The sequence below is a fragment of the Micromonospora sp. AP08 genome (assembly GCF_008085935.1).
In the GTDB taxonomy this organism is placed as follows: Bacteria; Actinomycetota; Actinomycetes; order Mycobacteriales; family Micromonosporaceae; genus Micromonospora; species Micromonospora chersina.
Genome location: NZ_VSEZ01000025.1, coordinates 34,775 through 60,228, shown reverse-complemented (window position 1 = coordinate 60,228; position 25,454 = coordinate 34,775). Strand labels below are relative to the sequence as shown.

The 25,454-nt window shown below is 74.1% G+C and carries 27 protein-coding genes; 17 read left to right on the top strand and 10 right to left on the bottom strand.

Annotation, left to right across the window (positions count from 1 at the left end; translation table 11 throughout):
- Positions 1-55 precede the first annotated feature (55 nt).
- The 6 genes from FXF50_RS27695 to FXF50_RS27670 all read left to right on the top strand — a co-directional run bounded on the left by FXF50_RS27695 (position 56) and on the right by FXF50_RS27670 (position 6,512).
- Complete coding sequence (locus FXF50_RS27695) at positions 56-1,372, top strand: MFS transporter (RefSeq protein WP_148431865.1); 1,317 nt, start codon at positions 56-58, stop codon at positions 1,370-1,372.
- A gap of 59 nt (positions 1,373-1,431) precedes the next feature.
- Positions 1,432-3,288 (top strand): transketolase, encoded by a 1,857-nt coding sequence (locus tag FXF50_RS27690; protein ID WP_148431871.1) that lies wholly within the window; start codon positions 1,432-1,434, stop codon positions 3,286-3,288.
- A 59-nt stretch (positions 3,289-3,347) separates the two neighbouring features.
- On the top strand, positions 3,348-4,193 hold the full coding sequence (locus tag FXF50_RS27685; protein ID WP_148431864.1) for an MEDS domain-containing protein: 846 nt from the start codon (positions 3,348-3,350) through the stop codon (positions 4,191-4,193).
- Complete coding sequence (locus FXF50_RS27680) at positions 4,190-5,128, top strand: anti-sigma factor RsbA family regulatory protein (protein WP_148431863.1); 939 nt, start codon at positions 4,190-4,192, stop codon at positions 5,126-5,128. The genes FXF50_RS27685 and FXF50_RS27680 overlap by 4 nt, the downstream gene beginning before the upstream one ends.
- Positions 5,129-5,252: 124 nt before the next feature.
- A complete protein-coding gene (locus tag FXF50_RS27675; protein ID WP_148431862.1) occupies positions 5,253-5,642 on the top strand; it encodes a DUF2267 domain-containing protein in 390 nt (129 codons plus the stop codon).
- Positions 5,643-5,717: 75 nt separating this feature from the next.
- Positions 5,718-6,512, top strand: coding sequence for a maleylpyruvate isomerase family mycothiol-dependent enzyme (locus FXF50_RS27670; protein ID WP_148431861.1), 795 nt, complete (start codon positions 5,718-5,720; stop codon positions 6,510-6,512).
- Between the two features lie 43 nt (positions 6,513-6,555).
- Here the strand turns inward: FXF50_RS27670 and FXF50_RS27665 are convergent, their stop codons facing one another.
- The 3 genes from FXF50_RS27665 to FXF50_RS27655 form a co-directional block, all read right to left on the bottom strand.
- Complete coding sequence (locus FXF50_RS27665; protein WP_148431860.1) at positions 6,556-6,945, bottom strand: VOC family protein; 390 nt, start codon at positions 6,943-6,945, stop codon at positions 6,556-6,558.
- Positions 6,942-7,643: a hypothetical protein gene (locus FXF50_RS27660; protein WP_255510223.1), complete on the bottom strand. Its 702-nt coding sequence runs from the start codon at positions 7,641-7,643 to the stop codon at positions 6,942-6,944. The genes FXF50_RS27665 and FXF50_RS27660 overlap by 4 nt, the downstream gene beginning before the upstream one ends.
- Before the next feature lie 224 nt (positions 7,644-7,867).
- Entirely contained in the window at positions 7,868-8,593 is a 726-nt protein-coding gene (locus FXF50_RS27655) for a FadR/GntR family transcriptional regulator (protein WP_255510222.1), read from the bottom strand.
- Between the two features lie 173 nt (positions 8,594-8,766).
- Here FXF50_RS27655 and FXF50_RS27650 point away from each other — a divergent pair, with 173 nt between their 5' ends.
- The 8 genes from FXF50_RS27650 (at position 8,767) to FXF50_RS27615 (ending at position 16,409) form a co-directional block, all read left to right on the top strand.
- Positions 8,767-10,020 (top strand): sugar ABC transporter substrate-binding protein, encoded by a 1,254-nt coding sequence (locus tag FXF50_RS27650; protein ID WP_222866115.1) that lies wholly within the window; start codon positions 8,767-8,769, stop codon positions 10,018-10,020.
- 74 nt (positions 10,021-10,094) lie between these two features.
- A complete protein-coding gene (locus FXF50_RS27645; RefSeq protein ID WP_255510221.1) occupies positions 10,095-11,042 on the top strand; it encodes a carbohydrate ABC transporter permease in 948 nt (315 codons plus the stop codon).
- On the top strand, positions 11,039-11,854 hold the full coding sequence (locus FXF50_RS27640) for a carbohydrate ABC transporter permease (RefSeq protein ID WP_148431858.1): 816 nt from the start codon (positions 11,039-11,041) through the stop codon (positions 11,852-11,854). The genes FXF50_RS27645 and FXF50_RS27640 overlap by 4 nt, the downstream gene beginning before the upstream one ends.
- Before the next feature lie 5 nt (positions 11,855-11,859).
- Entirely contained in the window at positions 11,860-13,008 is a 1,149-nt protein-coding gene (gene dgoD, locus FXF50_RS27635) for a galactonate dehydratase (RefSeq protein ID WP_148431857.1), read from the top strand.
- A gap of 2 nt (positions 13,009-13,010) precedes the next feature.
- Complete coding sequence (locus FXF50_RS27630) at positions 13,011-13,634, top strand: bifunctional 4-hydroxy-2-oxoglutarate aldolase/2-dehydro-3-deoxy-phosphogluconate aldolase (RefSeq protein WP_255510220.1); 624 nt, start codon at positions 13,011-13,013, stop codon at positions 13,632-13,634.
- A 34-nt stretch (positions 13,635-13,668) separates the two neighbouring features.
- Positions 13,669-14,622 (top strand): sugar kinase, encoded by a 954-nt coding sequence (locus FXF50_RS27625; protein ID WP_148431855.1) that lies wholly within the window; start codon positions 13,669-13,671, stop codon positions 14,620-14,622.
- A gap of 22 nt (positions 14,623-14,644) precedes the next feature.
- Complete coding sequence (manD, locus tag FXF50_RS27620; protein WP_148431854.1) at positions 14,645-15,874, top strand: D-mannonate dehydratase ManD; 1,230 nt, start codon at positions 14,645-14,647, stop codon at positions 15,872-15,874.
- On the top strand, positions 15,864-16,409 hold the full coding sequence (locus FXF50_RS27615) for a gluconokinase (protein WP_148431853.1): 546 nt from the start codon (positions 15,864-15,866) through the stop codon (positions 16,407-16,409). The genes manD and FXF50_RS27615 overlap by 11 nt, the downstream gene beginning before the upstream one ends.
- Before the next feature lie 43 nt (positions 16,410-16,452).
- Here the strand turns inward: FXF50_RS27615 and FXF50_RS27610 are convergent, their stop codons facing one another.
- Together FXF50_RS27610 and FXF50_RS29495 are read right to left on the bottom strand one after the other, a co-directional pair.
- Positions 16,453-16,872 carry a YchJ family protein gene (locus FXF50_RS27610; protein WP_148431852.1) on the bottom strand — a complete coding sequence of 140 codons (420 nt, stop codon included), beginning with the start codon at positions 16,870-16,872 and terminating at the stop codon, positions 16,453-16,455.
- A 21-nt stretch (positions 16,873-16,893) separates the two neighbouring features.
- The gene (locus tag FXF50_RS29495; RefSeq protein WP_187399854.1) at positions 16,894-17,445 is read right to left on the bottom strand and encodes a histone; all 552 of its coding nucleotides are present in this window, start codon (positions 17,443-17,445) and stop codon (positions 16,894-16,896) included.
- Between the two features lie 165 nt (positions 17,446-17,610).
- Here FXF50_RS29495 and FXF50_RS27600 point away from each other — a divergent pair, with 165 nt between their 5' ends.
- On the top strand, positions 17,611-18,555 hold the full coding sequence (locus FXF50_RS27600) for a hypothetical protein (RefSeq protein WP_148431851.1): 945 nt from the start codon (positions 17,611-17,613) through the stop codon (positions 18,553-18,555).
- Positions 18,556-18,665: 110 nt separating this feature from the next.
- Positions 18,666-19,286, top strand: coding sequence for a disulfide bond formation protein DsbA (locus FXF50_RS27595; RefSeq protein ID WP_148431850.1), 621 nt, complete (start codon positions 18,666-18,668; stop codon positions 19,284-19,286).
- A 51-nt stretch (positions 19,287-19,337) separates the two neighbouring features.
- Here the strand turns inward: FXF50_RS27595 and FXF50_RS27590 are convergent, their stop codons facing one another.
- Both FXF50_RS27590 and FXF50_RS27585 read right to left on the bottom strand, forming a co-directional pair.
- Positions 19,338-20,813, bottom strand: coding sequence for a PhoX family phosphatase (locus tag FXF50_RS27590; RefSeq protein ID WP_148431849.1), 1,476 nt, complete (start codon positions 20,811-20,813; stop codon positions 19,338-19,340).
- Between the two features lie 146 nt (positions 20,814-20,959).
- Positions 20,960-21,736, bottom strand: a complete 777-nt coding sequence (locus FXF50_RS27585) for an SGNH/GDSL hydrolase family protein (protein WP_148431848.1) — start codon at positions 21,734-21,736, stop codon at positions 20,960-20,962.
- Between the two features lie 78 nt (positions 21,737-21,814).
- Between FXF50_RS27585 and FXF50_RS27580 the strand changes: the two genes are divergently transcribed.
- Complete coding sequence (locus FXF50_RS27580; RefSeq protein WP_148431847.1) at positions 21,815-22,813, top strand: phosphotransferase family protein; 999 nt, start codon at positions 21,815-21,817, stop codon at positions 22,811-22,813.
- Positions 22,814-22,817: 4 nt separating this feature from the next.
- Here FXF50_RS27580 and FXF50_RS27575 read toward each other — a convergent pair whose 3' ends face one another.
- From FXF50_RS27575 to FXF50_RS27565, 3 genes are all read right to left on the bottom strand, one after another.
- Positions 22,818-23,930, bottom strand: a complete 1,113-nt coding sequence (locus tag FXF50_RS27575; protein WP_148431846.1) for a magnesium and cobalt transport protein CorA — start codon at positions 23,928-23,930, stop codon at positions 22,818-22,820.
- Positions 23,931-24,004: 74 nt separating this feature from the next.
- Entirely contained in the window at positions 24,005-24,655 is a 651-nt protein-coding gene (locus tag FXF50_RS27570) for a class F sortase (protein ID WP_148431845.1), read from the bottom strand.
- Between the two features lie 85 nt (positions 24,656-24,740).
- The gene (locus FXF50_RS27565) at positions 24,741-25,229 is read right to left on the bottom strand and encodes a hypothetical protein (RefSeq protein WP_148431844.1); all 489 of its coding nucleotides are present in this window, start codon (positions 25,227-25,229) and stop codon (positions 24,741-24,743) included.
- Between the last annotated feature and the right edge of the window lie 225 nt (positions 25,230-25,454).

Here is a 25,454-nt window from a genome sequence, read left to right as displayed (position 1 = left end):
GCCACCGCGGACACCGCACGTTCCGGTGTCCGTCACGTCCCCGTGGGAAGGCCTCATGCTCATCGTCTCCGCGCGCGTGCCCGCCGAGCGCCGGCTCGCCGCCACCCTCTACGCCTACGCGTTCCTCACCGACCTGGTCCTGCTCTATCCGGTGTACGCGCTGCTCTTCGCCGACACCGGGCTGCCGGTCGGGCAGATCTCCTCGCTGTTCGTGCTCTGGTCGGCCGCCGGCATCCTGCTGGAGGTGCCCTCGGGCGCCTGGGCCGACGCCGTCTCCCGGCGGCTGCTGCTCTGCCTCGCCCCGCTGCTCGCCGCCGCCGGCTTCGCGCTCTGGGTGTTCGTCCCGTCCTACCCGGCGTTCGCCGTCGGCTTCCTGCTCTGGGGCGCGGGCGGCGCGCTGCGCTCCGGCGCGCTGGAGGCGCTGGTCTGGACGGAACTCGACCGGCTCGGCGCCACCGGCCGGTACGCCCGCCTGACCGGCCGGGCGAAGACCGCCGAGCTGCTGGGGGTGGTCGCCGCCATGGGGCTGGCCGCGCCGGTGCTGGCCCTCGGCGGCTATCCGGCGGTCGGCGCGGCCAGCGTGGCCGCGTGCCTGGCCGCCGCGGCGGCCGCCACCCGGTTCCCCGAGCACCGCGCCGCGGAGCCACCGGGCCACGACCCGGCCGACGCGACCCAGCCGGCCGCGGCCAGCGCGATCCCGCCCGGCGAGACCCAGCCCTGCGCGGCCCAGCCCGATCCGGACGAGGCGGGCTGGTGGGCCAGCCTGCGCGGCGGGCTGGCCGAGGCCCGTGCGGACCGGTCGGTGCGGGCGGCGCTGCTGCTGGTGCCGGCGGTCGCCGCGGTCTGGGGCGGCCTCGACGAGTACACGCCGCTGCTGGCCCGGGACACCGGGATTCCGGCGGTCGGCGTGCCGTTGCTGCTCCTGCTGGTGTGGGCCGGCACGACGGTGGGCGGGCTGCTGGCCCCGGTGGGGGAGCGGTTGACCGACCGCGGCTTCGCCGCCCTGCTGGCCGGGGCGGCGCTGGCCCTGGCCGCGGGGGCGCTGCTCCGACACCCGGCCGGGTTCGTCCTGGTCGGCGTCGCGTTCGCGGCGTTCCAGCTCGCCACCGTGCTGGCCGATGTCCGGCTCCAGGCCCGGATCACCGGGCCGGACCGGGCGACCGTCACCTCGGTGGCGGGGATGGCCACCGACCTGACCATCATCGCGGTCTACGCGGGGTACGGCGTCATGGCGGGCGCGGCCGGCAACGCGGTCGCCTTCGCGGTGGCCGTGCTGCCGTACCTGCTGCTGGCGGGCCGGCTGGCCACCCGCCGTCCCGCCCGTCGGGTTCGGTCGAATAGGTCGTTGCCCGAAAATTCCGGTGTTTCATGATTACCGTATGGGCGGAAGCGGCCCTGGGCCGGCCCGGACGGAGGCGACGCGGCGTGACCATGGAAGCAGAGCGCACCCTGCGCGAGGAGGAGCTGACCGGGCTGGCGGACCTGGCCGCACAGCTCCGGGTGGACTCGATCCGAGCCAGCACCCAGGCCGGCTCCGGCCATCCCACGTCGAGCCTGTCCGCCGCCGACCTCCTCGCGGTGCTGGTCGCCCGCCACCTGCGCTACGACTGGTCCTACCCGGGCAACCGCGCCAACGACCACCTGATCTTCTCCAAGGGGCACGCGTCGCCGCTGCTGTACGCCGTCTTCCGGGCGACCGGCGCGATCAGCGAGCAGGAGCTGATGGAGACCTACCGTCAGTCGAACTCCCGCCTCCAGGGCCACCCCACCCCCGTCCTGCCCTGGGTCGACGTCGCGACCGGCTCGCTCGGTCAGGGGCTGCCGGTCGGCGTCGGTGTCGCCCTGGCCGGGCGGTACCTGGACAAGCTGCCGTACCACGTCTGGGTGCTGTGCGGCGACAGCGAGACGGCCGAGGGCTCCATCTGGGAGGCCCTCGACAAGGCCGGCCACTACGGGCTGCGCAACCTCACCGCGATCGTGGACGTGAACCGGTTCGGCCAGCGGGGGCCGACCGAGCTGGAGTGGGACCTGGACACCTACCGCCGGCGGGTCGAGGCGTTCGGCTGCCACCCGCTCGTCGTGGACGGGCACGACCTGGCGGCGATCGACGAGGCGTTCGGGCAGGCCCGGCAGGCGACCGGCCCGACGGTGGTGCTCGCCCGGACGGTCAAGGGCAAGGGCGTGCCCGAGATCGAGAACCGGCCGGACTGGCACGGCAAGGCCCTCGAGCCGGACCAGGCCGAGCGGGCCGTCCAGGCCCTCGGCGGCGTGCGGCAGATCCGGGTCGCCGGCCCCCGGCCCGGCGCCGCGCCGCCGGCGCCCGCCCCCGCCGCCGGCAAGCCGCCGGAGCTGCCCCGGTACGAGAAGGGGGCGAAGGTGGCCACCCGCAACGCGTACGGGGACGCGCTGCGCGCGCTGGGCGTCCGGCCGGACGTGGTGGCCCTCGACGGCGAGGTCAGCGACTCCACGCGGGCCGACAAGTTCGGCGAGGCGTACCCGGACCGGTTCTTCGAGATGTTCATCGCCGAGCAGCAACTGATCGCCGCCGCCGTGGGGCTGCGGGTCCGCGGCTACCGGCCCTTCGCGGCCACCTTCGCCGCGTTCCTCTCCCGCGCCTACGACTTCATCCGGATGGCCGGCATCTCCCGGGCCGACATCGCGCTCGCGGGCTCGCACGCGGGGGTGGAGATCGGCCCGGACGGCCCCTCCCAGATGGGGCTGGAGGACATCGCCGCCCTGCGGGCCGTGCACGGGTCGACCGTGCTCTACCCGAGCGACGCCGTCTCCTGCGCGGCCCTGGTCGCCGCCATGGTGGACCGCGAGGGGGTGAGCTACCTGCGCACCACCCGCGGCAAGTACCCGGTGCTCTACGACAACGGGGACGACTTCCCGATCGGCGGCAGCAAGGTGGTCCGCGACGGGAGCGACGTGGCGCTCGTCGGCGCCGGGGTGACGGTGCACAACTGCCTCGCGGCCGCCGACGAGCTGGCCCGCGAGGGGATCGACGCGCGGGTCGTCGACCTCTACTCGGTCAAGCCGGTCGACCGGCAGCGGCTGCTCGACGCCGTGCGGGACACCGGCGGCCGGCTGGTGGTGGTCGAGGACCACTACCCGCAGGGCGGGCTGGGGTCCGCCGTGCTCGAGGAGCTGGCGGACCTGGCCGAGCCGGTGCGGGTCAGCCACCTGGCCGTACGCGGGCTGCCCGGCTCCGGCACGCCGACCCAGCAGATGGACCGGGCGGGCATCGGCGTCCACGCGATCGTCAGCGCGGCGCGCGCCATCGCCTGACAGCGGGGGTGCCGCCGGCCAGGGTGCGACCGGTGAAATCCGCAGGTAGCCTGGTCGCCGTGACTGCCTTGCGGCGGTGGTACTCGCCAACAGGCCTGCACCCCGGAGACCACGCGTGCTGGACGTTCGCCGACGCGGCGGGGTTCGCCGCCACGGTGGTGCCCTTCCTGGAGGAGGGACGACAGCGCGGTGAGCGGCTGCTGCTGGTCGGAGAGTCGCAAGCGGCGATGTTGGCGGCCGTGAGTTCCCTGCCCAGACGTGCTGAGCTGCTGGCCAGCGGTCAGCTCGAGATCCTGGCGGCGGCGGACATGTACGGCTCCGGTCGGGCCCTGGACCCGGTCGCGCAGGTGCGGCACTTCCGGGGTGCGGTGGACGCCGCCCTCGATCGCGGCCACCGCGGGCTACGGGTGGCCGCGGACGGCAGCGTGCTGGCGCGGGCCGGGTCGGAGGGCCTGCGGCAGTTGCACATCTACGAGGGCCTCGCCGACGAGCTGGCCGGCAGCGGCCCACCGTTGACCGGAATGTGCCTGTATGACGCCTTTCTGGGCGACGACGTGCTCGGCCCTCTCACCGTCCTGCACCCGATTCAGCACCACGGGGACCGAGAGCCTCTGGGGCATCTGTCCGCTCGCGGTCCGCGGCTGGCGCTGCACGGCGACGTGGACCTCAGCCTCGCCGACCACGTGTTTCCCGCGCTGGTAGACCTCGCGGGCGGAGCCCAGGGTGAGGTCGTGCTCGACCTGTGGGACCTCGACTTCCTCGACGTCGCGGGCGCCCGCATGCTGAAGCGGGCGGTTCGGCGACTGGCGGAGGTCGGTGTGGACCTGCGTCCGGTCGGGCCGCGGCGGGCGGTGGCCCGCTGCCTTGAGCTGTTCGACCTCCTGGACGGGCAGGTGTCCGCATGACCCGGATCCGCCCGACGGGAGCCTGGGACGGCAGGACCTTCGCTCACGAGGGGTTCGCCTTCCGCAGCGACAGGGAGCTGATCGACCGGGTGGTGCCGTTCGCTGCCGAAGGGCTCTCCCGAGGGGAACCGGTGCTGGTCGTCGCCGGAGAGCGGGTGCGGACGCTGCTCGCCGACGAGATGGGCGCCGACGTGGCGCGGCTGGCGACCTTCACCCCCGCCGAGGGCTGGTGGCGCGGCGGGCACGACACCCTGCGGGCCTACGACCGGGACCTCCGTGCACTGCGCGACTCGGTCCCGACCTGGCGGCTGGTCGCGGAACCGGTCTGGCTGGCCCGTGACGACGGCCGGCAGTGGAGCCGGTTCGAGGCCGTCGCCAACAGGTGCTACGCCGACATGCCGTACTACAGCCTGTGCCTGCACGACGCCGAGCGGCTCCCCGACGCGGTGCTCCAGGCCGTCGCCCGCACCCATCCGCTCACCTGGGGCGGAGACACACCGGTCCCCACCCCGGCATACGAGGATCCGCAGCAGTTCATCCGCTCCGTGCAGCCGGAGTGGCGGGAGCGTCCCCGGAGCGCCGCGGTGACGTCGGTCGGCACACCCAGGGAGGCCCGCCATGGCGCTCTGACCTGGTTGGTCGACGGCTGGGGTGCCAGGGCCGACGACGTCGTTCTCGCCACGCACGAGTTGGTGATCAACGCTCTGCGCGCCGCGGGGTCCGCCGAGATGGCCTGCTGGTCCGAGGCGGACACGCTGGTCGTCGAGGTGTCCGACCGGGGACCGGGGCTGCCCGACGAGACCGCCGGCTACGTCCCGCCCTCCCACCACCAGGAGGGCGGCCGTGGGATGTGGCTGGCCTGGAGCCTCGCGGACGACGTTGCCGTCGCCACCGGCGGCGCGGGCACCCGAATCCGGCTGTACTTCTCCCACTGAACCGCGCCGCCCGGGCTTGAGTGCCGGCCGCCTGCCGGAGTTCGCCGACACCGCCCGAACGGCGGCCGTTTGTGGTGGTCGTCGGCGGGTAGCCACCCGGTCTCCGGGACGGAAGGACCGAGCAATGGCGGAGCTGGAGTTCGTGGCGAAGGTGGCCGAACGGGCGGGCCTCCCGGCGAAGACCGCGCGATCCCTGACCGAGGCCACCCTGCGCACCCTCGCCGAACGGATCAGCGGCGGCGAGGCGGCCGACCTGGCCGACCACGTGGCGCACGAGCTGCGCCCGCTGCTGGCCCGGGCCCGCCCCGAGGAGCCGCAGGTCTTCGGGTACGACGAGTTCCTGCGCCGGGTGGCCGACCGCGCCGGCACCGCGCCGGACATCGCCGAGAAGGGCGCGCGGGCGGTGCTGCAGACCCTGCACCGGGTGGTCGGGCACGCCGAGTTCGAGCAGGCCATGTCGGAGTTGCCACGGGAGATCGGCGCGCTGGCCCAGCCCGTGCCCCGTACCCCCTGACCGGCGGCGCCGGCCGGGACGGAACACCCGCCGACGGCTCCCGCCGCGGTGCCGGGCGGCCACTAGGTTGGGCTGATGACCGCTCTGAGCTTCGACCGCCACCGCGCCGAGATCGTCGCCCAGAGCGACCTGTTCCGCACCCACCTCGACGGCGCCGACCTGACCACGCCCGTCGCCTCCTGCCCGGGGTGGAACGTCGGCCAGCTGACCCGGCACCTCGGCGGCGGCCAGCGCTGGGCGGCCGAGGTGGTCCGCACCCGGGCCGAGCAGCCGCCGTCGGACACCCACTTCCGCGACCTGTCGCCGTACGCCCGGGAGGAACCGGCGGTGGTCGGCCCCTGGCTGGTGGAGAGCGCCGCCGCGCTGGCCGACGCGCTCGGCGAGGCCGGCCCCGACGTGGCGACCTGGACGCCGATGCCGGTGCCGGCCGCCGGGGTGTTCTGGGCCCGCCGGTTCGCCCACGAGACGCTGCTGCACCGGGCCGACGCCGCCCTCGCCCTGGGCGTGGACTTCGCCGTCGACCCGGCGGTGGCGGTCGACGCGCTGGACGAGTGGATGGAACTGGGCTCCCTGCCGCAGATGCTGGACATCTTCCCGCACCGGCGCGACCTGCTCGGCCCCGACCGCACCCTGCACCTCCACGCCACCGACGTGCCCGCCGAGCTGGGCGGAGAGTGGCTCGTGGACCTCACCGGGGACACCCTCGCCTGGCGGCGGGCGCACGAGAAGGCCGCCGTGGCGGTCCGCGGCCCGGTGACCGAGCTGCTGCTGATGGTCTACCGGCGGCGCCCGGTCGACACCGCCGTGGTCGAGGTGCTCGGCGACGCGACGCTGCTGGACCGCTGGCTGGCGGCGGTCGCGTTCGGCTGACGGTGGGGCCGGCAGCCGCCCGGCCGCCGGCCCCACCGCCGGCTCAGCCGGGCGCGTGCAGGAACGACCACTGGTGGCCGTCGAGGTCCCGGAACCCGCGCATGTATCCGAACCCGAGGTCCTGACCGGGGCCGAGGGACGTGCCACCCGCGAGGACCGCCACGTCGACCAGGGTGTCCACCCGCTCCCGCCGGTCGACGCCGAGACCGACGATCACCTCCCGGCTGGTGGCGGTGTCGCATACCCCGGCACCGGCGAACGCGGCGAAGGCCGCCGGGGTGTGCAGGATGAGGTGGGTGGTGTCGCCGAGGCTGAGTTGGGCGCTGTCCGCGCCGGGTTGCCGGGGCCGGGCCGTGAAGCCCAGGGCGGTGAAGAACTCCACCGCCCGGTCGAGATCGGCCACCGGCAGGTTGACGAACGTGGCGGTGCTCATCGGGTCACCTCCGGCTGCTCCAGCAGCTGCTTCAGGGCGGCGAGGCGGTCCCGCCAGTACGCCTTGAGCCGGTCGGCCTCCGCGGCGTCGGTGAGCTTCTCGTGCTGCACGGCCACCCGGGCCTTCGTCCCGCTCACCGGGGTGAAGCCGACCGCGATCCGGCTCGGCCCGCCGGCCCAGTCCGCCCGGAAGCTCTTCGGTGCGGTGGCCGTGCGGACCCGGACTGCCACGTCGGGCAGCCAGCGGCGGCGTACCGCCTCGTCGGCGAACGCCTCGAACAGCACCGTCACCGGCACGGCCACGGTGCGGGTGCCGGTGGCCTCGAAGCCGCCACCGCGCCGTTGGCCGGGGGTGCGCAGCCCGCGCGCCTGCTCGTACCCAACGGTGATGGTCTGCGCCCACCAGCCCGGCACCTCGTGCGCGGTGACCAGCCAGCGCGCCGTCTCGGTGTGGGTCCGGTCGATCGCGCCCCAGGCGTCGAGCCGGCCGAACCACCCGTCCCAGTCGTGGCCGGTGCGCTCGCGCAGCAGCGCGGCGGAGATCCGGTCCATCTGGGTCCGGGCGGGGGAGGAGGGCTCCGGGGCCGCGACGGCGGCTCCGGACCGGGCCAGCAGTTGCCGGCGGGCGCTCGTGTAGCTCTCGCCGGTGCGGGCCATCCGGGTGCGCACCCGGGATTTGAACGACTTGTGACTCGTCATCACATGCTCCCTGTCCACGGGCGTGGTCGCAGGGACTCACGCTCCCGTCGACCCCGCCCAGGGCATGTGGCGCGTCGGTGGGCCTGTCGGCACCGCGTCCCGAGGGCTCGGGGCCCCCTTTGCCTCCGCGGGACCGGTGGCGTGAGCACCGGGATGGAGGTGGGGCGCAGGACTGCGCCGCGCCCAGTCTACGCCCCGATCCGGTCCCCGGTGGGAAGGCCGGCTCAGCCGGTGGTCTGCTCCCACATCGACTTCATCTCGTCGAACGCCTGCTCCATGATCTGCACCATGGCGCGGCGGGCCGCTTCGCCGTCGCGGCGCTGGATCGCCGCGGCCACGTCGGCGTGCAGCTGCAACGCCTGCTGGTCCGGGTGGTGCGGCATGAGGTGGTAGTGGTGCCGGCCGGTGAGCACCTCGGCGACGAGTTCCTGGAGCTTGCCGAACATCTCGTTGCCGGAGGCGGCGAGGACCCGGCGGTGGAACTCGATGTCCAGGCGCAGGAACCGGTCCTCGTCCCCGGCCTGCCCGGCGGCCCACATCTTCGCCGCGACCCCGACCAGGTCGCTGGCGTCGTCGGGGGAGATCCGTCCGGCGGCCAGCCAGGCGGCGTGCGGCTCGACCGCGGTCCGCAGCTCGGTGATCGAGCGGAGCTGCGCCATCCGGCCGGCGGAGGCGAGCCGCCAGCGGATCACCTGCGGATCGAAGACGTTCCACGCCTCGGCGGGTCGGATCAGCACACCGACCCGGCGGCGCGTCTCGATGAGGCCCATGGACGCGAGCACCCGGAGAACCTCGCGGACCACCGACCGGGAGACCGCGTGCCGGTCGACCAGCTCGTCGATGTTGAGCACGGAGCCGGCGGCCAGTTCGCCGCCACAGACGGCCGTGCCGAGTTCGTCGAGTACGCGGGCGTGCAGCCCGGTCTCGCCCCCGGAGGAGGAGTGATCCACGGGTCGGAGCATATCAGTTGGCGATCACCCCTTGAATAAGTCAGCTTTTTCGGCCTAGCATCCGGTCGTTAAGCGGACGTTACAGCGTTGTGGCGCTCTTCCCCCGGGGCGGCGACCACGAGAAAAGGAGAGATGACGTGCGACGTCGATCGATATTCGGTACGTCTCTGGCCGTGGTCGCAGCCATGGGCCTGGCCGCCTGCGGCGGCGGTGGCGACGACAGCGGCGCGTCCAAGACGGTGCGCGTGACCCTGGCGAACCACGTCTGGACCGAGAACATCAAGGCGGCCCTGCCCGAGTTCGAGAAGCAGACCGGGCTCAAGGTCGAGATCACCCAGCTCGGCGAGGACCAGCTCTCCGACCAGTACAACGTCAAGCTCAACGCCGGCTCGTCCGACCTGGACGTGATGATGTACCGGCCCCTCCAGGAGGGGAAGCTCTTCGCCAAGAACAAGTACCTGGCCGACCTCTCGGACCACGTGAAGTCCAGCAAGGACTGGGACTACTCCGACTTCCAGTCCGGCCCGGTCGAGGCCACCACGTACAAGGACAAGCCGGTGGGCGTCCCCATCATCACCGAGCAGGAGGTCCTGTACTACCGCAAGGACCTGCTGGCCAAGGCCGGCCTGAGCGCCCCGCCGAAGACCCTCGACGAGCTGAAGACCGCCGCCGCGAAGATCAAGGCGAGCGTCCCCGGCACCGCGGGCTTCGTGGCCCGCACCGGCAAGTCGCCGGCGGTCACCCAGTTCTCCAGCTTCCTCTACAGCTTCGGCGGTGACTTCGTCGACGGCAGCGGCAAGGCGACCGTCAACAGCGACGCCGCCAAGCAGGCGTACGCCTTCTACGGCGGGCTCATCAAGGACTCCGGCCCGGCCAACGTCAGCACCGACATGAGCTGGCCCGAGGCGATGGCCATCTTCACCCAGGGCAAGGCCGCCTTCTACACCGAGGCCAACTCGCTCTACAAGAACGCCACCGACCCGGCCAAGTCCAAGGTGTCCGACACCGTCGGCTTCGCGCCGTTCCCGGCGGGCCCGGCCGGCTCCAAGCCGTACAACATCCCGTCGTGGGCGCTGGGCGTCAACGACGCCTCGAAGAACAAGAGCAACGCCTGGAAGTTCATCGAGTGGGCCACCGGCAAGGAGCAGACCCTCGCCCAGCAGAAGGCCGGTGTGCCGAGCGCCCGTACCTCGGTCTGGGCCAACCCGGAGGGCACCGCGAACTACCCGAAGGACCTGGTCGAGGCCATCAACGCCAGCACGCAGGGCGGCGTCGCCCACGACCGGCCCGTGGTCGTGAAGGTCGGCCAGGCCCGCGAGCTGGTCGGCCAGCCGATCGTCGACGCGATCACCGGCAAGGACCCGGCGGCCGCGGCCGACACCGCCAACGAGGCCTTCCAGAAGTTCCTGGACGACGAGGCCAAGTAGCACGCGCGCGGGTGGTGGGGCGGCTCGCCCCACCACCCGCGTACCCCTGTCGGTCCGCCCACCCCGGAGATCCCATGGCAACCGTCACCACCCCCCGCCGCGCGCCCGGCGGCGCCGGCGTCATGCCCGACACGCCCGGCTGGGCGCGCTGGGCCAACGACCACCGCAAGTGGCTGTTCGCCGCGCCCGCGATGGCCTTCGTGGCCGCGTTGATCGTGATCCCGCTGGGCTGGACCGCCTGGCTCAGCCTCACCGACGCCGAGGGGTCCGTCCGCGCCGAGAGCGAGTTCGTGGGCTTCCAGAACTACCTCGACGTCCTGTCGGACACCGACCGGTTCTGGCCGGCGGTCGGCCGTACCGCCGGCTTCACCCTCGTCGCGCTGCTGTTCGAGGTGGTCCTCGGCATGGCCATCGCGCTGCTGCTGTGGCGGCCGTTCAAGGGCCAGAAGTGGGTCCGGGTCGCCATCCTCATGCCGCTGGTCGCCACCCCGGTCGCGGTCGGCATGATGTGGCGGCTCATCTTCGACCCGAACATCGGCCTGGCCAACCAGGTGCTCGGCTGGTTCGGCATCGGCCCGCAGCCGTGGCTCGCCGGCCAGCACTCCGCCCTGCCGACCACGATCTTCATCGACGTCTGGCAGTGGACCCCGATGGTGGTGCTGATCCTGCTCGCCGGGCTGACCTCGCTGTCCGAGGAACCCCAGGAGGCGGCGCGGATCGACGGCGCCAGCACCTGGCAGCGGTTTCGGCACGTCACCCTGCCGCTGCTGATGCCCACGGTGATCGTCGCGATCCTGCTGCGCGGCATCGACGCGCTGAAGACCTTCGACATCCTCTATGCCACCAAGGGCAAGGGCGGCGGTTCCTTCCACGAGGTGGAGACCCTCAACGTGTACGCCTACGGGCTGAGCTTCGACTACAACGAGTACGGCGTCTCCTCCACCGTCCTCATCCTCTTCTTCCTGATCATCATCGGGTCGATGTGGGCCCTGACCGCGCGTCGTAAGGAGGCCAAGCGATGAAGGCCGGTCCCGCGTACCGGGTGTTCCGGGTGGTGGCGCTCGTCGTCGTGGTGCTGTCGCTGGTCACGCCGCTGCTCTGGATGATCGCCGCGTCCTTCAAGACCAACGTCGACATCTACGACACCGGCAAGGCGCTGGTCTTCTCGCCCACCCTGGACAACTACGCCAAGGTCCTGCAGCAGTCGCACTACGTCCAGTTCATCGGGAACAGCCTCTGGGTGGCGTTCGCCGCCACCGTGCTGTCGCTGATCCTCGGCGTGCCGGCCGCGTACTCGATGAGCCGGTTCAACATGAAGAAGTCGGCCCTCGTCGTGCTGATGGCCCGGGTCATCCCCGGCGTCTCGCTGCTGGTGCCCTGGTACTACGTCTTCTCCAACCTGCAGCTGGTCGGCGGCTTCACCGTGCTGATCCTCAGCCACATGTTCGTCTCGCTGCCGTTGATCGTCTACATCATGATGGGCTTCTTCGACGGCCTGCCCGAGGAGTTGGAGGAGGCGGCGCTGGTCGACGGTCTCACTCACATCGGCGCGTTCCGCCGGATCACCCTGCCGCTGTCGGTGCCGGGCATCGCCACCGCCGGCATCCTGTCCTTCATCTTCTCCTGGAACAACTTCATGTTCGCCCTGGTGCTCTCCGGCGCGGACACCAAGACCCTCCCGGTGGCGATCTTCGACTTCGTCGGGTACGCCAGCATCGACTGGGGCGGCCTCATGGCCGCGGCCACCGTGGTGACACTGCCGATCATGGTGATCGCCCTGTTCGTGCAGAAGTACGTGGTCTCCGGCCTGACCGCCGGCGCGACGAAGGGCTGAGCACCGTGACCACCATCGCGCGCATCGAGACCTTCCTGGTCGCGCCCCGCTGGCTGTTCGTCCGGGTGGAGACCGAATCCGGCATCGTCGGCTGGGGCGAGGCCACCTGCGAGGGCCGCTCGGAGACCGTCCGCGCCGCCGTCGACCAGCTCGCCGAGCTGCTGATCGGCCGGGACGCGCTGCGCATCGAGGACCACTGGCAGGTGCTCACCAAGGGGTCGTTCTACCGGGGCGGCCCGATCCTGGCCAGCGCCGTGGCCGGCCTCGACCAGGCGCTCTGGGACATCGCCGGCAAGCACTGGGGCGCGCCCGTGCACCAGTTGCTCGGCGGCCCGGTCCGGGACCGGATCCGGGTGTACGGCTGGGTCGGCGGCGACGAGCCCGGCGAGGTCCGCGACCAGATCAGCGCCGCCCTCGACACGGGCCTGACGGCGGTCAAGATGAACGCCGCCGGCCGGATGAGCGCGGTGGCCTCGGTGGCCGAACTCGACGGCGTGGTCCAGCGGGTGGCCGCCGCCCGCGAGGTGCTCGGCGACCACCGGGACGTCGCGGTCGACTTCCACGGCCGGTTCAGCCTGGCCAGCGCCCGCCGGGTCGCCCCGCTGCTGGAGCCCTACCGGCCCTTCTTCCTGGAGGAGCCGGTGGTGCCGGAGAACTCGCACCTGATCGGCGAGTTCGTCCGCTCCACCACCACGCCGGTGTCGACGGGGGAGCGGCTCTACAGCCGGCAGGAGTTCCTGCCCGTCCTCCAGGCCGGCATCGCGGTCGCCCAGCCGGATCTCTCGCACGCCGGCGGCATCACCGAGGTCCGCAAGATCGCCGCGCTGGCCGAGGTGTACGACGTCCAGCTCGCCCCGCACTGCCCGCTCGGCCCGATCGCCCTGGCGGCCTGCCTGCAGGTCGGCTTCGCCACGCCGAACTACCTGATCCAGGAGCAGAGCATCGGCATCCACTACAACCTCGGCGCCGAGGTGCTCGACTACTGCCTCGACAAGACGCCGCTGACCTTCGTGGACGGGTACGTCGAGCGGCTCACGGCGCCCGGCCTGGGCATCGAGATCGACGAGGCGGCGGTGCGTGCCGCCGACAAGCGCGGCCACGCCTGGCGCAGCCCCATGTGGCGGCACCGGGACGGCTCCTACGCGGAATGGTGACCATGACCCTCGACCTCACCGCCGAACTCGCTGCCACCCGCCTGCTGGCGGTCATCCGCGGCACCGACCCGACCGCCGCCATCGCCACCGGCACCGCCCTGCTCGCCGAGGGCGTCCGCGTGGTCGAGGTGGCCCTGACCACGCCCGGCGCCCTGGACGCCATCGCCGCGATCCGGGCCGCCGCCCCGCCCGGCTCCCTGGTCGGCGCGGGCACCGTGCTCACCCCGGCCGCCGTCGCCGACGTGGCCGCGGCCGGCGCGCAGTTCGTCGTCACCCCGGCCGTCGTCGACTCCATCGGCGAGGCGGCCCGCCGCGGGCTGCCGGTGGCCGCGGGCGCGCTGACCCCCACCGAGGCGTACGCGGCCGTCCGGGCGGGAGCCGCCGCCGTGAAGCTCTTCCCGGCCTCGCTGGGCGGCCCGGCGTACCTGAAGGCGCTGCGCGACCCGTTCCCGGACATCCCGTTCGTCGCGGTCGGCGGGGTGGGGCTGGCCGAGCTGCCCGGCTACCTCGCGGCCGGGGCGATCGCCGTCGGCGTCGGCGGCCCGCTGGTCGGCGACGCCGCCTCCGGCGGTGACCTCGACGCCCTCCGCGAGCGGGCCCGCGCCTACCTGGCCGCCGTCGCATGAGGACGGGACCGCACGCCTTCCGCGGGGTCGTCGCATGAGCGGCCTTGACCTGCTCACCTTCGGGGAGGCGCTGGTCTCGCTGCGCTCGACCGGGCCGCTCACGGCCGGCGGCGCGCTCACCCCGCACCTGGCCGGGGCGGAGGCCAACGTGGCCATCGGCCTGGCCCGGCTCGGCCACCGGGCGGCCTTCGCCGGCCGGGTCAGCGACGACGAGCTGGGCGCCTTCCTGCTGCGCCAGCTGCGCGCCGAGGGCGTCGACGTGACGCACGTGCTCCGCGACCCCGAGCGCCCCGCCGGGCTCATGTTCCTGGAGCGGCGCACCGCCGACCTGACCCGGGTGCTCTACCAGCGGGCCGGCTCGGCCGGGTCGGCGCTCGGCGTCGACGACCTGCGGCCCGCCCTGGCGGCCGGCGCCCGGGTGCTGCACCTGACCGGGATCACCCCGGCGCTCTCGGACCGCGCCCGGGAGGCCGCCGCCTGGGCCGCCGAGACGGCCGCCCGGGCCGGGACGCTGGTCTGCCTCGACGTCAACCACCGGGCCAAGCTGTGGTCCCGGGACGACGCGCGGGCCGTGCTCACCCCGCTCGCCGGGCACGCCTCGGTGGTGGTCGCCTCGGCCGACGAACTGGACCTGGTCGGCGCGCCCGGCGACGACGAGGAGACGCTGGCGGCCGGGCTGCTGGCCCGGGGCGTGTCGACCGTGCTGGTGAAGCTCGGCGGCGACGGCGCGCGTGCGTACACCCGGGAGGGTCGCCGGCACGCGGCGGCGCTGCCCGTGACGGCGGTCGACACCGTCGGCGCGGGGGACGCCTTCACGGCCGGCTACCTCTCCGGTCACCTCGACGGGCTCGACCTGGCCGGGCGGCTGCGCCGCGCGGTCACCCTCGGCGCCTTCGCCGTCGCCGGACACGGCGACTGGGAGACGCTGCCGCGCCGGAACGAGCTGTCCCTCCTGGACTCCCGGCAACCCGGCGACACCCTTCGCTGACCACCCCGAGAAAGGCACCCGCGTGAAGATCGTCGCAGCGGACGTGATCGTCTCCAGCCCCGACCGCAACTTCGTCACCCTCCGGATCACCACCGACGAGGGCGTCACCGGGCTGGGCGACGGCACCCTCAACGGCCGAGAGCTGCCCGTCGCGTCCTACCTGGCCGACCACGTCGTCCCCCTGCTGATCGGGCGCGACCCGCACCGCATCGAGGACACCTGGCAGTTCCTGTACCGGTCGGCCTACTGGCGGCGCGGCCCGGTGACCATGGCCGCCATCGCCGCCGTCGACGTCGCGCTCTGGGACATCAAGGCCAAGGCCGCCGGGATGCCGCTCTACCAGCTCCTCGGCGGCGCGTCCCGCACCGGGATCATGGCGTACGGGCACGCCTCCGGCCGGGACCTGCCCGAGCTGTTCGACTCCATCCGCGCGCACCTGGAGCTGGGCTACCGGTCGATCCGGGTGCAGACCGCGGTGCCCGGCATCAACGCCGTGTACGGCGTCGCCGCCCAGCCCAGCATCGACGGCAAGCGGTACGACTACGAGCCCGCCCAGCGCATCCCGCTGCCCGCCGAGGAGGACTGGGACACCCGCGCCTACCTGCGCCACCTGCCCGCGGTGTTCGAGGCGGTCCGCACCGAGTTCGGCCCCGAGCTGCCGCTGCTGCACGACGGCCACCACCGGATGACCCCGATCCAGGCCGCGAAGCTCGGCAAGGCGCTCGAACCGTACGACCTGTTCTGGCTGGAGGACTGCACCCCGGCGGAGAACCAGGAGGCGCTGCGGCTGGTCCGCCAGCACACCACCACCCCGCTGGCCATCGGCGAGGTCTTCAACACGGTGTGGGACTACCAGACGCTGATCCGGGAACAGCTGATCGACTACGTCCGGTCGGCCGTCACCCACACCGGGGGCATCACCGCCATGCGCAAGCTCTTGGACTACGCCGCCCAGTACCAGATCAAGTCCGGCATCCACGGCCCGACCGACATCTCGCCGGTCGGCATGGCCGCCGCGCTCCACCTGGACCTGGCCATCCACAACTTCGGCATCCAGGAGTACATGCAGCACGGCCCACTCACCAACGAGGTGTTCCGGCAGTCGTTCACCTTCACCGACGGCTACCTGCACCCGGGCGAGCAGCCCGGCCTCGGCGTGGAACTCGACGACGAGGCGGCGGCCCGGTTCCCGTACCAGCCGGCGTACCTGCCGTTCAACCGGCTCAAGGACGGCACCGTCCATGACTGGTGAGCGGCCGCCCACCCGGCACGTCGTGGTGATGGGCGTGTCCGGCGCGGGCAAGACGACGGTGGCCCGGGGGATCAGCGAGCTGACCGGACTGCGGTTCGCCGAGGCCGACGAGTTCCACACCGAGGCGCACGTGGCCCAGATGCGGGCCGGCATTCCGCTGACCGACGCGGACCGGTGGCCCTGGCTGCGCGCCCTGGCCGGGTGGATGGCCGACCGGCACGCCGAGGGGGTGTCCACCGTGCTGACCTGCTCGGCGCTGAAGCGCGCGTACCGGGACGTGCTGCGGCAGGGGCCGGCGGACGTGGAGTTCCTGCACCTCGACGGGGCCGCCCAGCTGATCCGGGACCGGTTGGACCGGCGGGTCGGGCACTACATGCCGGCCAGCCTGTTCGACTCGCAGCGGGCGATCCTGGAGCCCCTGGGGCCGGACGAATCCGGCGTGGTGCTGGAGGTGGCGGCGCCCCCGGAGCAACTGGTCCAGAGGGCGGTCGACCTGCTCGGCCTGCGGTCGCGGGCCGCGGTCGCCGGACCCTGACGGGCGTACGCCGGCCGGTGGGCGGATCACCGCCGGCCGGCGGTCAGCCGGGTAGGGCGTCCAGGTAGACCCAGCGGCCGTCCTCCCGGACGAACCGGCTGTGCTCGGCCACCGTGCCGGGCCGGCCGGCCTCCCGGTAGTGCGCGCGGAACGCGACGGTGCCCTCGGTGTCGAACAGGCCGCCCCGGTCCGTGTCGAGGACCTCCAGCCGGGTCCACCGGGTGCCCGGGTCCAGCCCCAGCCGGGGCGGGCGGGTGGTGGAGTGCCAGCTGCGCAGCAGGTAGCCGGCGTCACCCACGGCGAAGGCGCTGTACCGGGAACGCATCAGCGCCTCGGCGGTGGCCGCCGCCGTGACGCCCCGGTGGATCGGCCCGCAGCAGTCCGCGTACGGCAGGCCGGAGCCGCAGGGACAGGGCCCCTCGGTCGGGTCGGCCGCGCTCCGGCGGGCACCGCGTTTCGCCACCGGGTCATTCTCGCCGACGGCTCACCGGCCGCTCGTCCGGGCCGTCCGCCGGCTGCCGTACGACTCCATGGTCGTCGCCTTCCTCGCCGGCGTCCGTGTCGCCGCGACCCGCTGGGCCTTGGCGCCGGCCGCGGCCTTCTTGGCGGTGGCCGCGCGGGCCGTGCCCTTGGCGGCCGGCGCCTTCTTCGCCGTGGTCCGCGTGGCCGGCGCCTTCTTCGCCGCCGCCCTGGTGCCGGGCGCCTTCTTGCCCACGGCCTTCTTGGCGGGCGCCTTCTTCGCCGTGGCCTTCGTGGCGGGGGCCTTCTTCGCCGCCGTGGTGGCCTTCTTCGCGGCGACCGCCTTGGCGGTGGGCCTCCGGGTGGGCGTCGCGGTGGTGGCCGAGGTGCCCTTCTTCCGCGCCACCCGCGCGGTGGTCGGGGTCGGCTTCTCGCCGGGAGTCTTGGCGGCGGTCGCCCCCGTCGCCCGCCTGGTGGCGGTCGCGGCCTTCTTCGCCGCCGCCTTGTTCGGCATCGGGGCCTTGCGGGCCCCGGTGGCTTTCCTGGCGCTTCTCGGTCTGGTGGCCGCCTGGGCCATCGGTCCTCCTCGCGGTCCGCCGCGGCCCGGACGGGTGCGTCCGGCGACGTCGGGCCGGCCGGCCCGCGCGGCGCGCGTGTCTTCCCACCGCGCCGGTGGTCAAACCCGGCGCGGGCGAACACCAGCGGGCCGCCGGCGGTTGCGGGCCGGTAGTGCAATGACGGCATGGACGACGACATCGACCGGCGGCTCGCGGCGGCCGCGGCGGCGATCCGGGAGTACGACCTGGCCGGGCAGCGGCTGCGGGAGCTGTCCGTGCGGATCGGCGCGGCGCGCGCCGCCGTCTCCGCCCTGCGCGAGCGGCTCGACGCCGAGCAGGCCGACGTCGAGCGCCTGGAGGGCCTCACCCTGAGCCGGGTGCTGGCCGCGGTCCGCGGCGGTCGCGACGACGTGCTGGCACGGGAACGCGCCGAGGCGGACGCGGCCCGGCTGCGGCTCGCCGAGGCGGAGCGGCTGCTCGCGGCCCTGCGGGACCAGTCGGCGCGGACCCAGGCCCGCCGGCGGCGGCTGGCCACGGCGCCGGGGGAGTACGCGGCGCTGCTCGACGAGCGGGAGCGCCTGCTCACCGCCTCCGACGATCCGCGCCGCCCGCGGCTGCTGGAGCTGGCCGAACAACGCGGCCGGCTGACGGCGGAGCACCGGGAACTGACCGAGGCCGTCGGCGAGGCGCGGAACGCGGAGTCGGCCCTGCACCACCTGGGGGAGCTGCTGAGCCGCGCGGCGGACTGGTCGACGTACGACGCGCTGGGCGGCGGCCTGGTCACCGGCCTGGTCAAGCACGACATCCTCGACGAGGCGGCCGACGCGTCCGCGCGGGTCGACCGGGCGCTCGCGGCGCTCCGGACAGAACTTGCCGACCTGCCCGGGCCGGCCCTCGACCCGGCCACCGAAAGGATGGACGAGCTGACCCGGTTCACCGACATCTGGCTGGACAACCCGTTCACCGACGTGGTCGTGCTGCGCCGCGTCGAGCGGTCCCGGGACCAGACCGCCCGGTCGCAGGGGGAGGTGGCGGCCCTGCGCCGGGTGCTCGAGCTGCGGGCCGCCGAACTGGGCGCCCGGCTGGCCGCCGTCGAGACCGAACGCGGGGAGCTGCTGAAGCGCGCCTGACGGCAGCAGATTGGCCCAACAATCACGGCATGTATTGGCTCTCCTGATGGGCCACTTCGCGGCATACCGTCGACTCGGCAAGCGACACTCGCGAAGGGACCGAGACGACGATGACCACCGCCGACATGTGGTTCGACCCGCGCTGCCCGTGGGCGTGGAACGCCTCCCGCTGGCTGCTGGAGGTGGAGCGGGTCCGCGAGGTTCGCGTCCGGTTCCACGTGATGAGCCTGTCCCTGCTCAACGAGGGCCGCGAGGACCTGGAGGAGTGGTACCGGGAATGGCTGAAGCCCGGCCTCGGCCCGGTCCGGGTCTGCGTGGCCGCCGCGCAGAAGTACGGCCCCGAGGTGCTGGGCGACCTCTACACCGCGCTCGGCGAGCGGATCCACCACGGGCGCGCCCCCATCGGCCGGGAGCTGTACACGGCGGCGCTGGGCGAGGTCGGCCTCTCCGTCGACCTGGCCGACGCCGCCGACACCACCGACCACGACGAGGCCCTGCTGGCCAGCCACCGGGCCGGGCTGGCGCCGGTCGGCGAGGACCTCGGCACACCGACCATCCACGTCACCGGCGCCGACGGGCGGACGCACGCGTTCTTCGGGCCGGTGGTCGCGCCGATCCCGCGCGGCGAGGACGCCGGCCGGCTCTGGGACGGGGTGCTGCTGGTCTCCGGCACCGACGGGTTCTTCGAACTGAAGCGGGGGCGTACCCGCCGGCCGATCGAGCACGCCTGAGCCTGACCGGGCCGCGGCGGGTGGTCTGCCCCACCCGCCGCGGCCGGCGGCTCAGACCCCGATCCGGGACCAGTCACCCCAGATCGCGAACGTCATCCCCCGGCTCGCCTGGATGTTGACGAACAGCGTGTGTCCGTCCGGGCTGAAGGTGGAGCCGGCGAACTCGTCGTTGGACCGGTCCGCTCCGGTGCTGCTGACCAGCCGGTTCAACGCGATGTCGAACAACTCGCCGCGCGGGGTGAGCCCGCGCACGTAGTTGTCGTTCACGTTGTCCTCGCAGACGACCAGCGTGCCGCGCGGGCTGGTGGTCACGTTGTCCGGGAAATCGAGCACGTCGGGCCCGGGCGACTCGTACACCAACCGGAGCACCTGCGCCCGGCAGTCGTACGCCCACACCTGGCCGTGCCCGTTGCCGAACCCGTCGGCGACGGGGCCGGTCGACGTCTCGGCCGGGCCACCGCCCTGCGTGGCCGTGAAGTAGACGACGCCGTCGTCGTACGCCGACCCCTCCAGCCGGGAGAAGTACGCGGCGCCCCGGTCCCAGCCCTGCCGGGAGACGTACGTCAGCGCCTGGTCGTTCGTCGTCGGCGCGGCCTGGCCCGGGGTGTACGGGAACCGCGGCGCCGGGTCGTCGATGTCCACCCACTGCACCGGGTACGTCGCGTGCCGCCGCTGCGCCGCGGCCAGGTTCAGGTTGCGGCGACCGCGCACCGCGAGCATCTGCAGCCGGCCCCCGTCGGCCAGCCGTCCGCACTTCATGGGGTCCACCGGGGGCGTGTACCGGTAGAAGCCGGACGGGAAGCCGAAGTTGTCCTCGGTCAGGTACAGGTGCCCGCCGCGCGGGTCGTAGGCCACCGACTCGTGCGCGAACCGGCCGGCGGCGGTGATCGGCGCCCGGTCCGACTGCCCGTCCGCGGGCACCTCGTAGATGAAGCCGTGCGGCTGGGTGAGCGGCACGTTGGACGTGCCGGTGAAGTCCGGGCCGACGTCCGGCCCGTTGACCGTCTCCTCGCAGGTGATCCAGCTGCCCCAGGGCATCCGGCCGCCGGAGCAGTTCATCATGGTGCCGTTCAGGCTGGTCCACGAGCGCCGGACCTCGCCGTGGCGGGTGACCTCGACCGTGGTGGTGCCGCCCTGCGCCATCGGGTCGTACGCCGCGGCGGCGTCGCCGAAGGCGGGGCCGGGGTTGTTCACCTCGTGGTTCCGGACCAGCCGGACGGTGCCGTCCGGCCCGCGGAAGGCGCCCATGCCGTCGTGCCGGCCGGGCAGCCGCGTGCCGTCGTCCAGGGTCACGGGGAACTCGGTGTCGTGGAACGAGCGGTACTGGAAGCCGTCGGGCAGGTGCAGGCGGACCGTGCCGTCGCGCAGGTCCGGCACGGGCCCCAGGGTCGGGTCGGGTGCCGGACGTAGGCCGACCGCGCCGGCCTCGCCACGCGCCACGAACCCGATGAACGGGCCGCCCAGGACGGCGCCGCCCGCCACGGCGGCGGCGCCGCGCAGCAGGGTGCGCCGGTGGAGATCAGGCATCGGGGGACTCCTTTGTCGCCAGGTCTCCGTCCATGAAGGCCGGGGACCGATCCTCCGAGTGATCCTCGTCACCGGTTCACCGCATGGCAACCTCCCGGCCGCAACCCGGCCGGGTTCGGTACCTCAGGTCGGCCTAAGCGGACTGTTCAGTCCGCCGGAAGGTCCACCGGCAGGGGCACCGGCCGCTTCGCCACCCGGTCGTCGCCGGACGAACGCCCGCGCACGTGCCGGCCCAGCCAGGGCAGCAGGTGCCGCCGCATCCAGGCCAGCTCGGCCCGGACCGCCTCGTGGCGGGGCCGGCGGGCGGCCGGCGGCAGGGGGCGCGACCAGGAGTCGTCGTACCCGGGCAGGCCGGCGGTGTGGGCGAGCGCCGCGGCGATCCGCTCGTGGCCCGCCGAGTTGGCGTGCAGCCGGTCGTCGCTCCACAGCCGCGGGTCGGAGGCCACCGGATGCGCGCCCAGGTCGAGCAGGGTGGCGCCGGTCTCGGCGGTGGCCGCGCGGACCGCCTCGTTCAGCGCCAGCACCCGGCCCCGCAACGGACGGGCCAGCGGCATCACCGGCGCCGGGTCGGGCAGGGTGAAGGTGAGCACGGTGGCACCCTGGCCGACCAGCGCCCGCTGCATGGCGCGCACGTCCTCGACCACCCGGTCGGCGTCGAAGGAGGGTCGCAGCACGTCGTTCATGCCGGCCACCACGGTCGCCAGGTCCGGGGCCAGCTCCAGCGCCACCGGCAACTGCTCGGCGCGGATCCGCGCGGTGGTGCGGCCGCGGATGGCGAGGTTGGCGTACTCCAGGCCGCCCTGGGCGCGGGCCACCGCGAGGGCGAACCGGTCGGCCCAGCCCCGGTAGCCGCCCGCCTCGTCCGGGTCGTCCAGCCCCTCGGTGGTGCTGTCGCCGATCGCCACATATCGCCGCCACATCATGCGGGCCAGCCTACGGAACCCCGCCCGGCCGTTCCGGGACAGCGCCCGCACGGCCCGGCCGCTAGCCTGGTGCGGAACATGAGCCCGACCCAACGCCGCCTCGACCCCGACCAGGTCCGGCGCTACCTGGCCGCGTCGCTCGACCCCAATCCCGGGGTGGCCGACTGCGGGCCGCTGGCCGGCGGCGGGTTCGCCGCCGTCTGGTCGGTCGCCCTCGACGACGGGCGGGCCGTGGTGCTCAAGGTGGGACCGCCGCCGCAGGTGCCGCTGCTGCGCTACGAGCGCGACATGATCGGGGCGGAGGCCCGCTACCTGCGGCTGGTCGCCGCGCGGGCGCCCGCCGTGCCGGTGCCGCCGCTGCTGCACCACGGCCACGACCCGGTGCTCGGCGACTGGCTGCTCACCGGCCTGCTGCCCGGCCGCACCCTGTGGGACCTGACCCGGGCCGGCGCCGAGGTGGGCCCGGTCCGGGCCGAGTTCGGCCGCGCGCTCGCCACGCTGCACGCCGTCACCGGCGACCGCTACGGCTACGACGGTGGCCGGACCGGCGCGTCCACGTGGCGGGGCGCGTACACGGCCATGCTGGACGACCTGCTCGCCGACGCGGCGGACTGGGCGGTGCCGCTGCCCGTGCCGGCGGCCCGCATCCGCGAGCTGGTCGACCGGCACGCCCACGTCCTCGACGCGGTACGCCGCCCGGCGCTGCTGCACTTCGACGGCTGGGCCGGCAACATCCTGGCGGTCGACGGTCCCGGCGGGACGCCCCGGCTCAGCGGGCTCGTCGACGGCGAGCGCCACCTCTGGGGCGACCGGCTGCTGGACCTCGTGTCGCCGCTGCTGTTCCGGCGCGCCGAGGACGAGCCGGACGACCCGCTCGTGCGGGCGTACCGGGCGGTCGCGCCGTTCCCGCTGGACGCCGGGGCGCGCCGCCGGCTCGGGCTCTACCGGCTGCACCTCTACCTGCTCATGACGGTGGAGATGCCCAGCCGGGGCATCACGGCCGAGTCCGACGCGTGGCGGGTGGACCGCCTCGCCGAGCTGCTCGACGCCGAACTGTCCGATCTGGCCGGCTCGTGACGCCTCAGAGCCAGCCGGAGCGCCGGAACAGCCGGTGCAGGGTGACCGCGGCGGTCGCCATGAGCAGCAGGGCGCCCGCGTAGCCGTACCGCCAGCCCAGCTCCGGCATGTGCGCGAAGTTCATCCCGTAGACCCCGGCCACCGCGGTCTGCGTGGCCGCGATGGCCGCCCAGGCCGCGATCTTGCGCATGTCGTTGTTCTGCTCCACGGCGAGCTGCGCCAGCCGGGACTGGAGGATCGAGTTGAGCAGCTCGTCGTACGCGCCGATCCGGTCCGCGGCCCGGGTGAGCCGGCTCTCCACGTCGGCGAACCAGCGGTGCAGCGCCGGCGGCGGGCCCTCGCCCCGCTGCTCCAGCAGCGCGCGCAGCGGCGCCTGCAACGGCAGCACCGCCCGCTTGAACTCCACCACCTCCCGCTTGAGCTGGTAGATGTGCTGGATGTCGGCGTCCCGGTCACGGGCGAAGACGCTCTCCTCGACCCGTTCCAGGTCCCGTTCCAGATGACCGGCGACCTCCAGGTAGAGGTCCACCATCCGGGCGCAGACCGCGTACGCCACCGCCCACGGCCCCTCGGCCAGCACGCCCGGCCGGCGCTGCACGTCCTCCCGCACCGGGGTCAGCGCGCCCGTCGCGCCGTGCCGGACGGTGAGCGCGAACCGGTCGCCGAGGAACACCATCACGTCCCCCGTGTCGATCACCTCGGAGGTGGCGGTCAGCTCGGTGTGCTCCACATAGCCGGCCGTACGCAGCACCAGCAGCGTCACCTCGCCGTGCCGCTGCACGGTGGGCCGGTGCCCGTCGGCGAGGGCCTGCGCCACGGCCAGCTCGTCCAGCCCGAAGGTCCGCCCGACCGCGGCCATCACGGCGGGGCCCGGCTCGTGCAGGCCGAGCCAGACGAACGCCCGCCGGGTGCGCCGGGCCCGGTCGTACGCGTCGGCGTAGTGCGGCCGGCCCGGCTCCCGCCGACCGGCCACGTAGACCGCGCAGTCGACGACGGCGTCCGGGTTGGCCCGGCGCGGCGTGGGCCCGGCCGGCTCGTCGGCGCGCCCGAGCAGGCGGGCGACGAGACCGGGCAACAGCCGCCCGCGCCGCCGGGTCCGTACCGCCGACCGGTCCACCGCGCACCTCCACCGCCGAGGAACTGACGGCCCACCGTACGGCCTGCCGGCGCCCCGGCGGTGTCCGGCCCGCGTCAGCGGGCGGCGGTGGCGAAGACCACGATGTTGTCCGGGTAGCTGCCGGTGCGCGGGTCGAACCGGCCGCCGCAGGTGATCAGCCGGAGCCGGGCCTCGGCGCCGCCGCCGTACACCCGCTCGGTGGGGAAGCGCTCCTTCGGGTACGCCCCGACGCCGTCCACGATGAACACCGCGACCCGGCCGTCGGCCCGGGTGACCTCGACGGTGTCCCCGGGGCGCAGCCGGCCGAGGTCGAAGAAGACCGCCGGGCCGCGCAGCGAGTCGACGTGTCCCACCAGCACGGCGTTGCCGGCCTCGCCAGGGGTGGGGCCGCGGCGGTACCAGCCGGCGATCTCCGGGTGGTCCAGCGGCGGCACCTCCAGCGCGCCGCTGGTGTCCGTGGCGACCGGGACGATGTCGGCGTCGACGCGGATGCGGGGGATGGTGACGCGGACCGGCTCCGAGCGGGGGAGCACCGGGCCGGGCGAGCCCGAGGGTTCGACGGTCGGCGCGGCCGAGGCGCCCGGCTGGGGCGGTGGGTGGGCGGTGGTGCCGAGGCCGGCGGCGAGCAACCCGGCGCCGGTGGCGCCGGCCAGGGTGAGCGCGGCGACGACGGCGGCCGTGCGGGCTCGCGACGGCCCGCCCGCGGGGTGGCGCTGCGACGACAGGGTTCCACCTCCGTCCGTCGTGGACGCGGTGCCCGCGCCGGTCCGACCGGCGCGGGCACCCGCTCAGGGATGGTGTGGCGGGCCGTCAGGCGACGGTGGTGGCCCGTCGGCGGCGGCGCACCAGCACGTACGTTCCGCCGGCGACCGCCGCGGCGGCCAGCGCGCCGCCCGCTACCAGCACGCCCGTGTCGCCGTCCCGGCCGCCGGCGCCGGCCTGCGCGCCGCCGATCGGGGTGACCGTGAAGCTGGCCGTGCCGCCGTTGGTGCCGTCGCCGCAGGTGGCGGTGACCGTGTACGTGCCGAGGGTGAACCCGGCGGTAAAGAGTTCGGCGCTCAGGCCGCCGCCCGCCGCGGCGGTGGTGGATCTGACGTTCTGGTCCCGGTTGGGACCGGTGACGCGGAAGAGCGCGTCACCCGCCTTCGGGTTGCACGACGTCGTGGTGAGCACGACGGTCCCGCCGACCGGAGTGGTGGCCGGTGAGACGGTGGTGTCCGCGAGGGCGGCGGCCGGGAGCAGCAGTGTGCCGAGGCCCACGCCGACCGCCGCCGATCCGAGAACTGTCTTTGCCTTCATCCGCGTCTTCCCTCACTTTTCGTCCGCTGTCTGCGTGGGACGTCGTTCGGGTGGCCAACTCCGTGACTAGCACCGGTGTGGCCAACACTAGGAGGGTTGCGACGGTCACTAGGCGTAATTGAGAAATCTTCGTCGCCGTCACGTGTTCCCGGTCGCTCCCGGGTGCGGCGGACATGCCCGCCCAGGCCGGACGGTCGGGCCGGACGGGCGTCCCGCCGCGCGTGC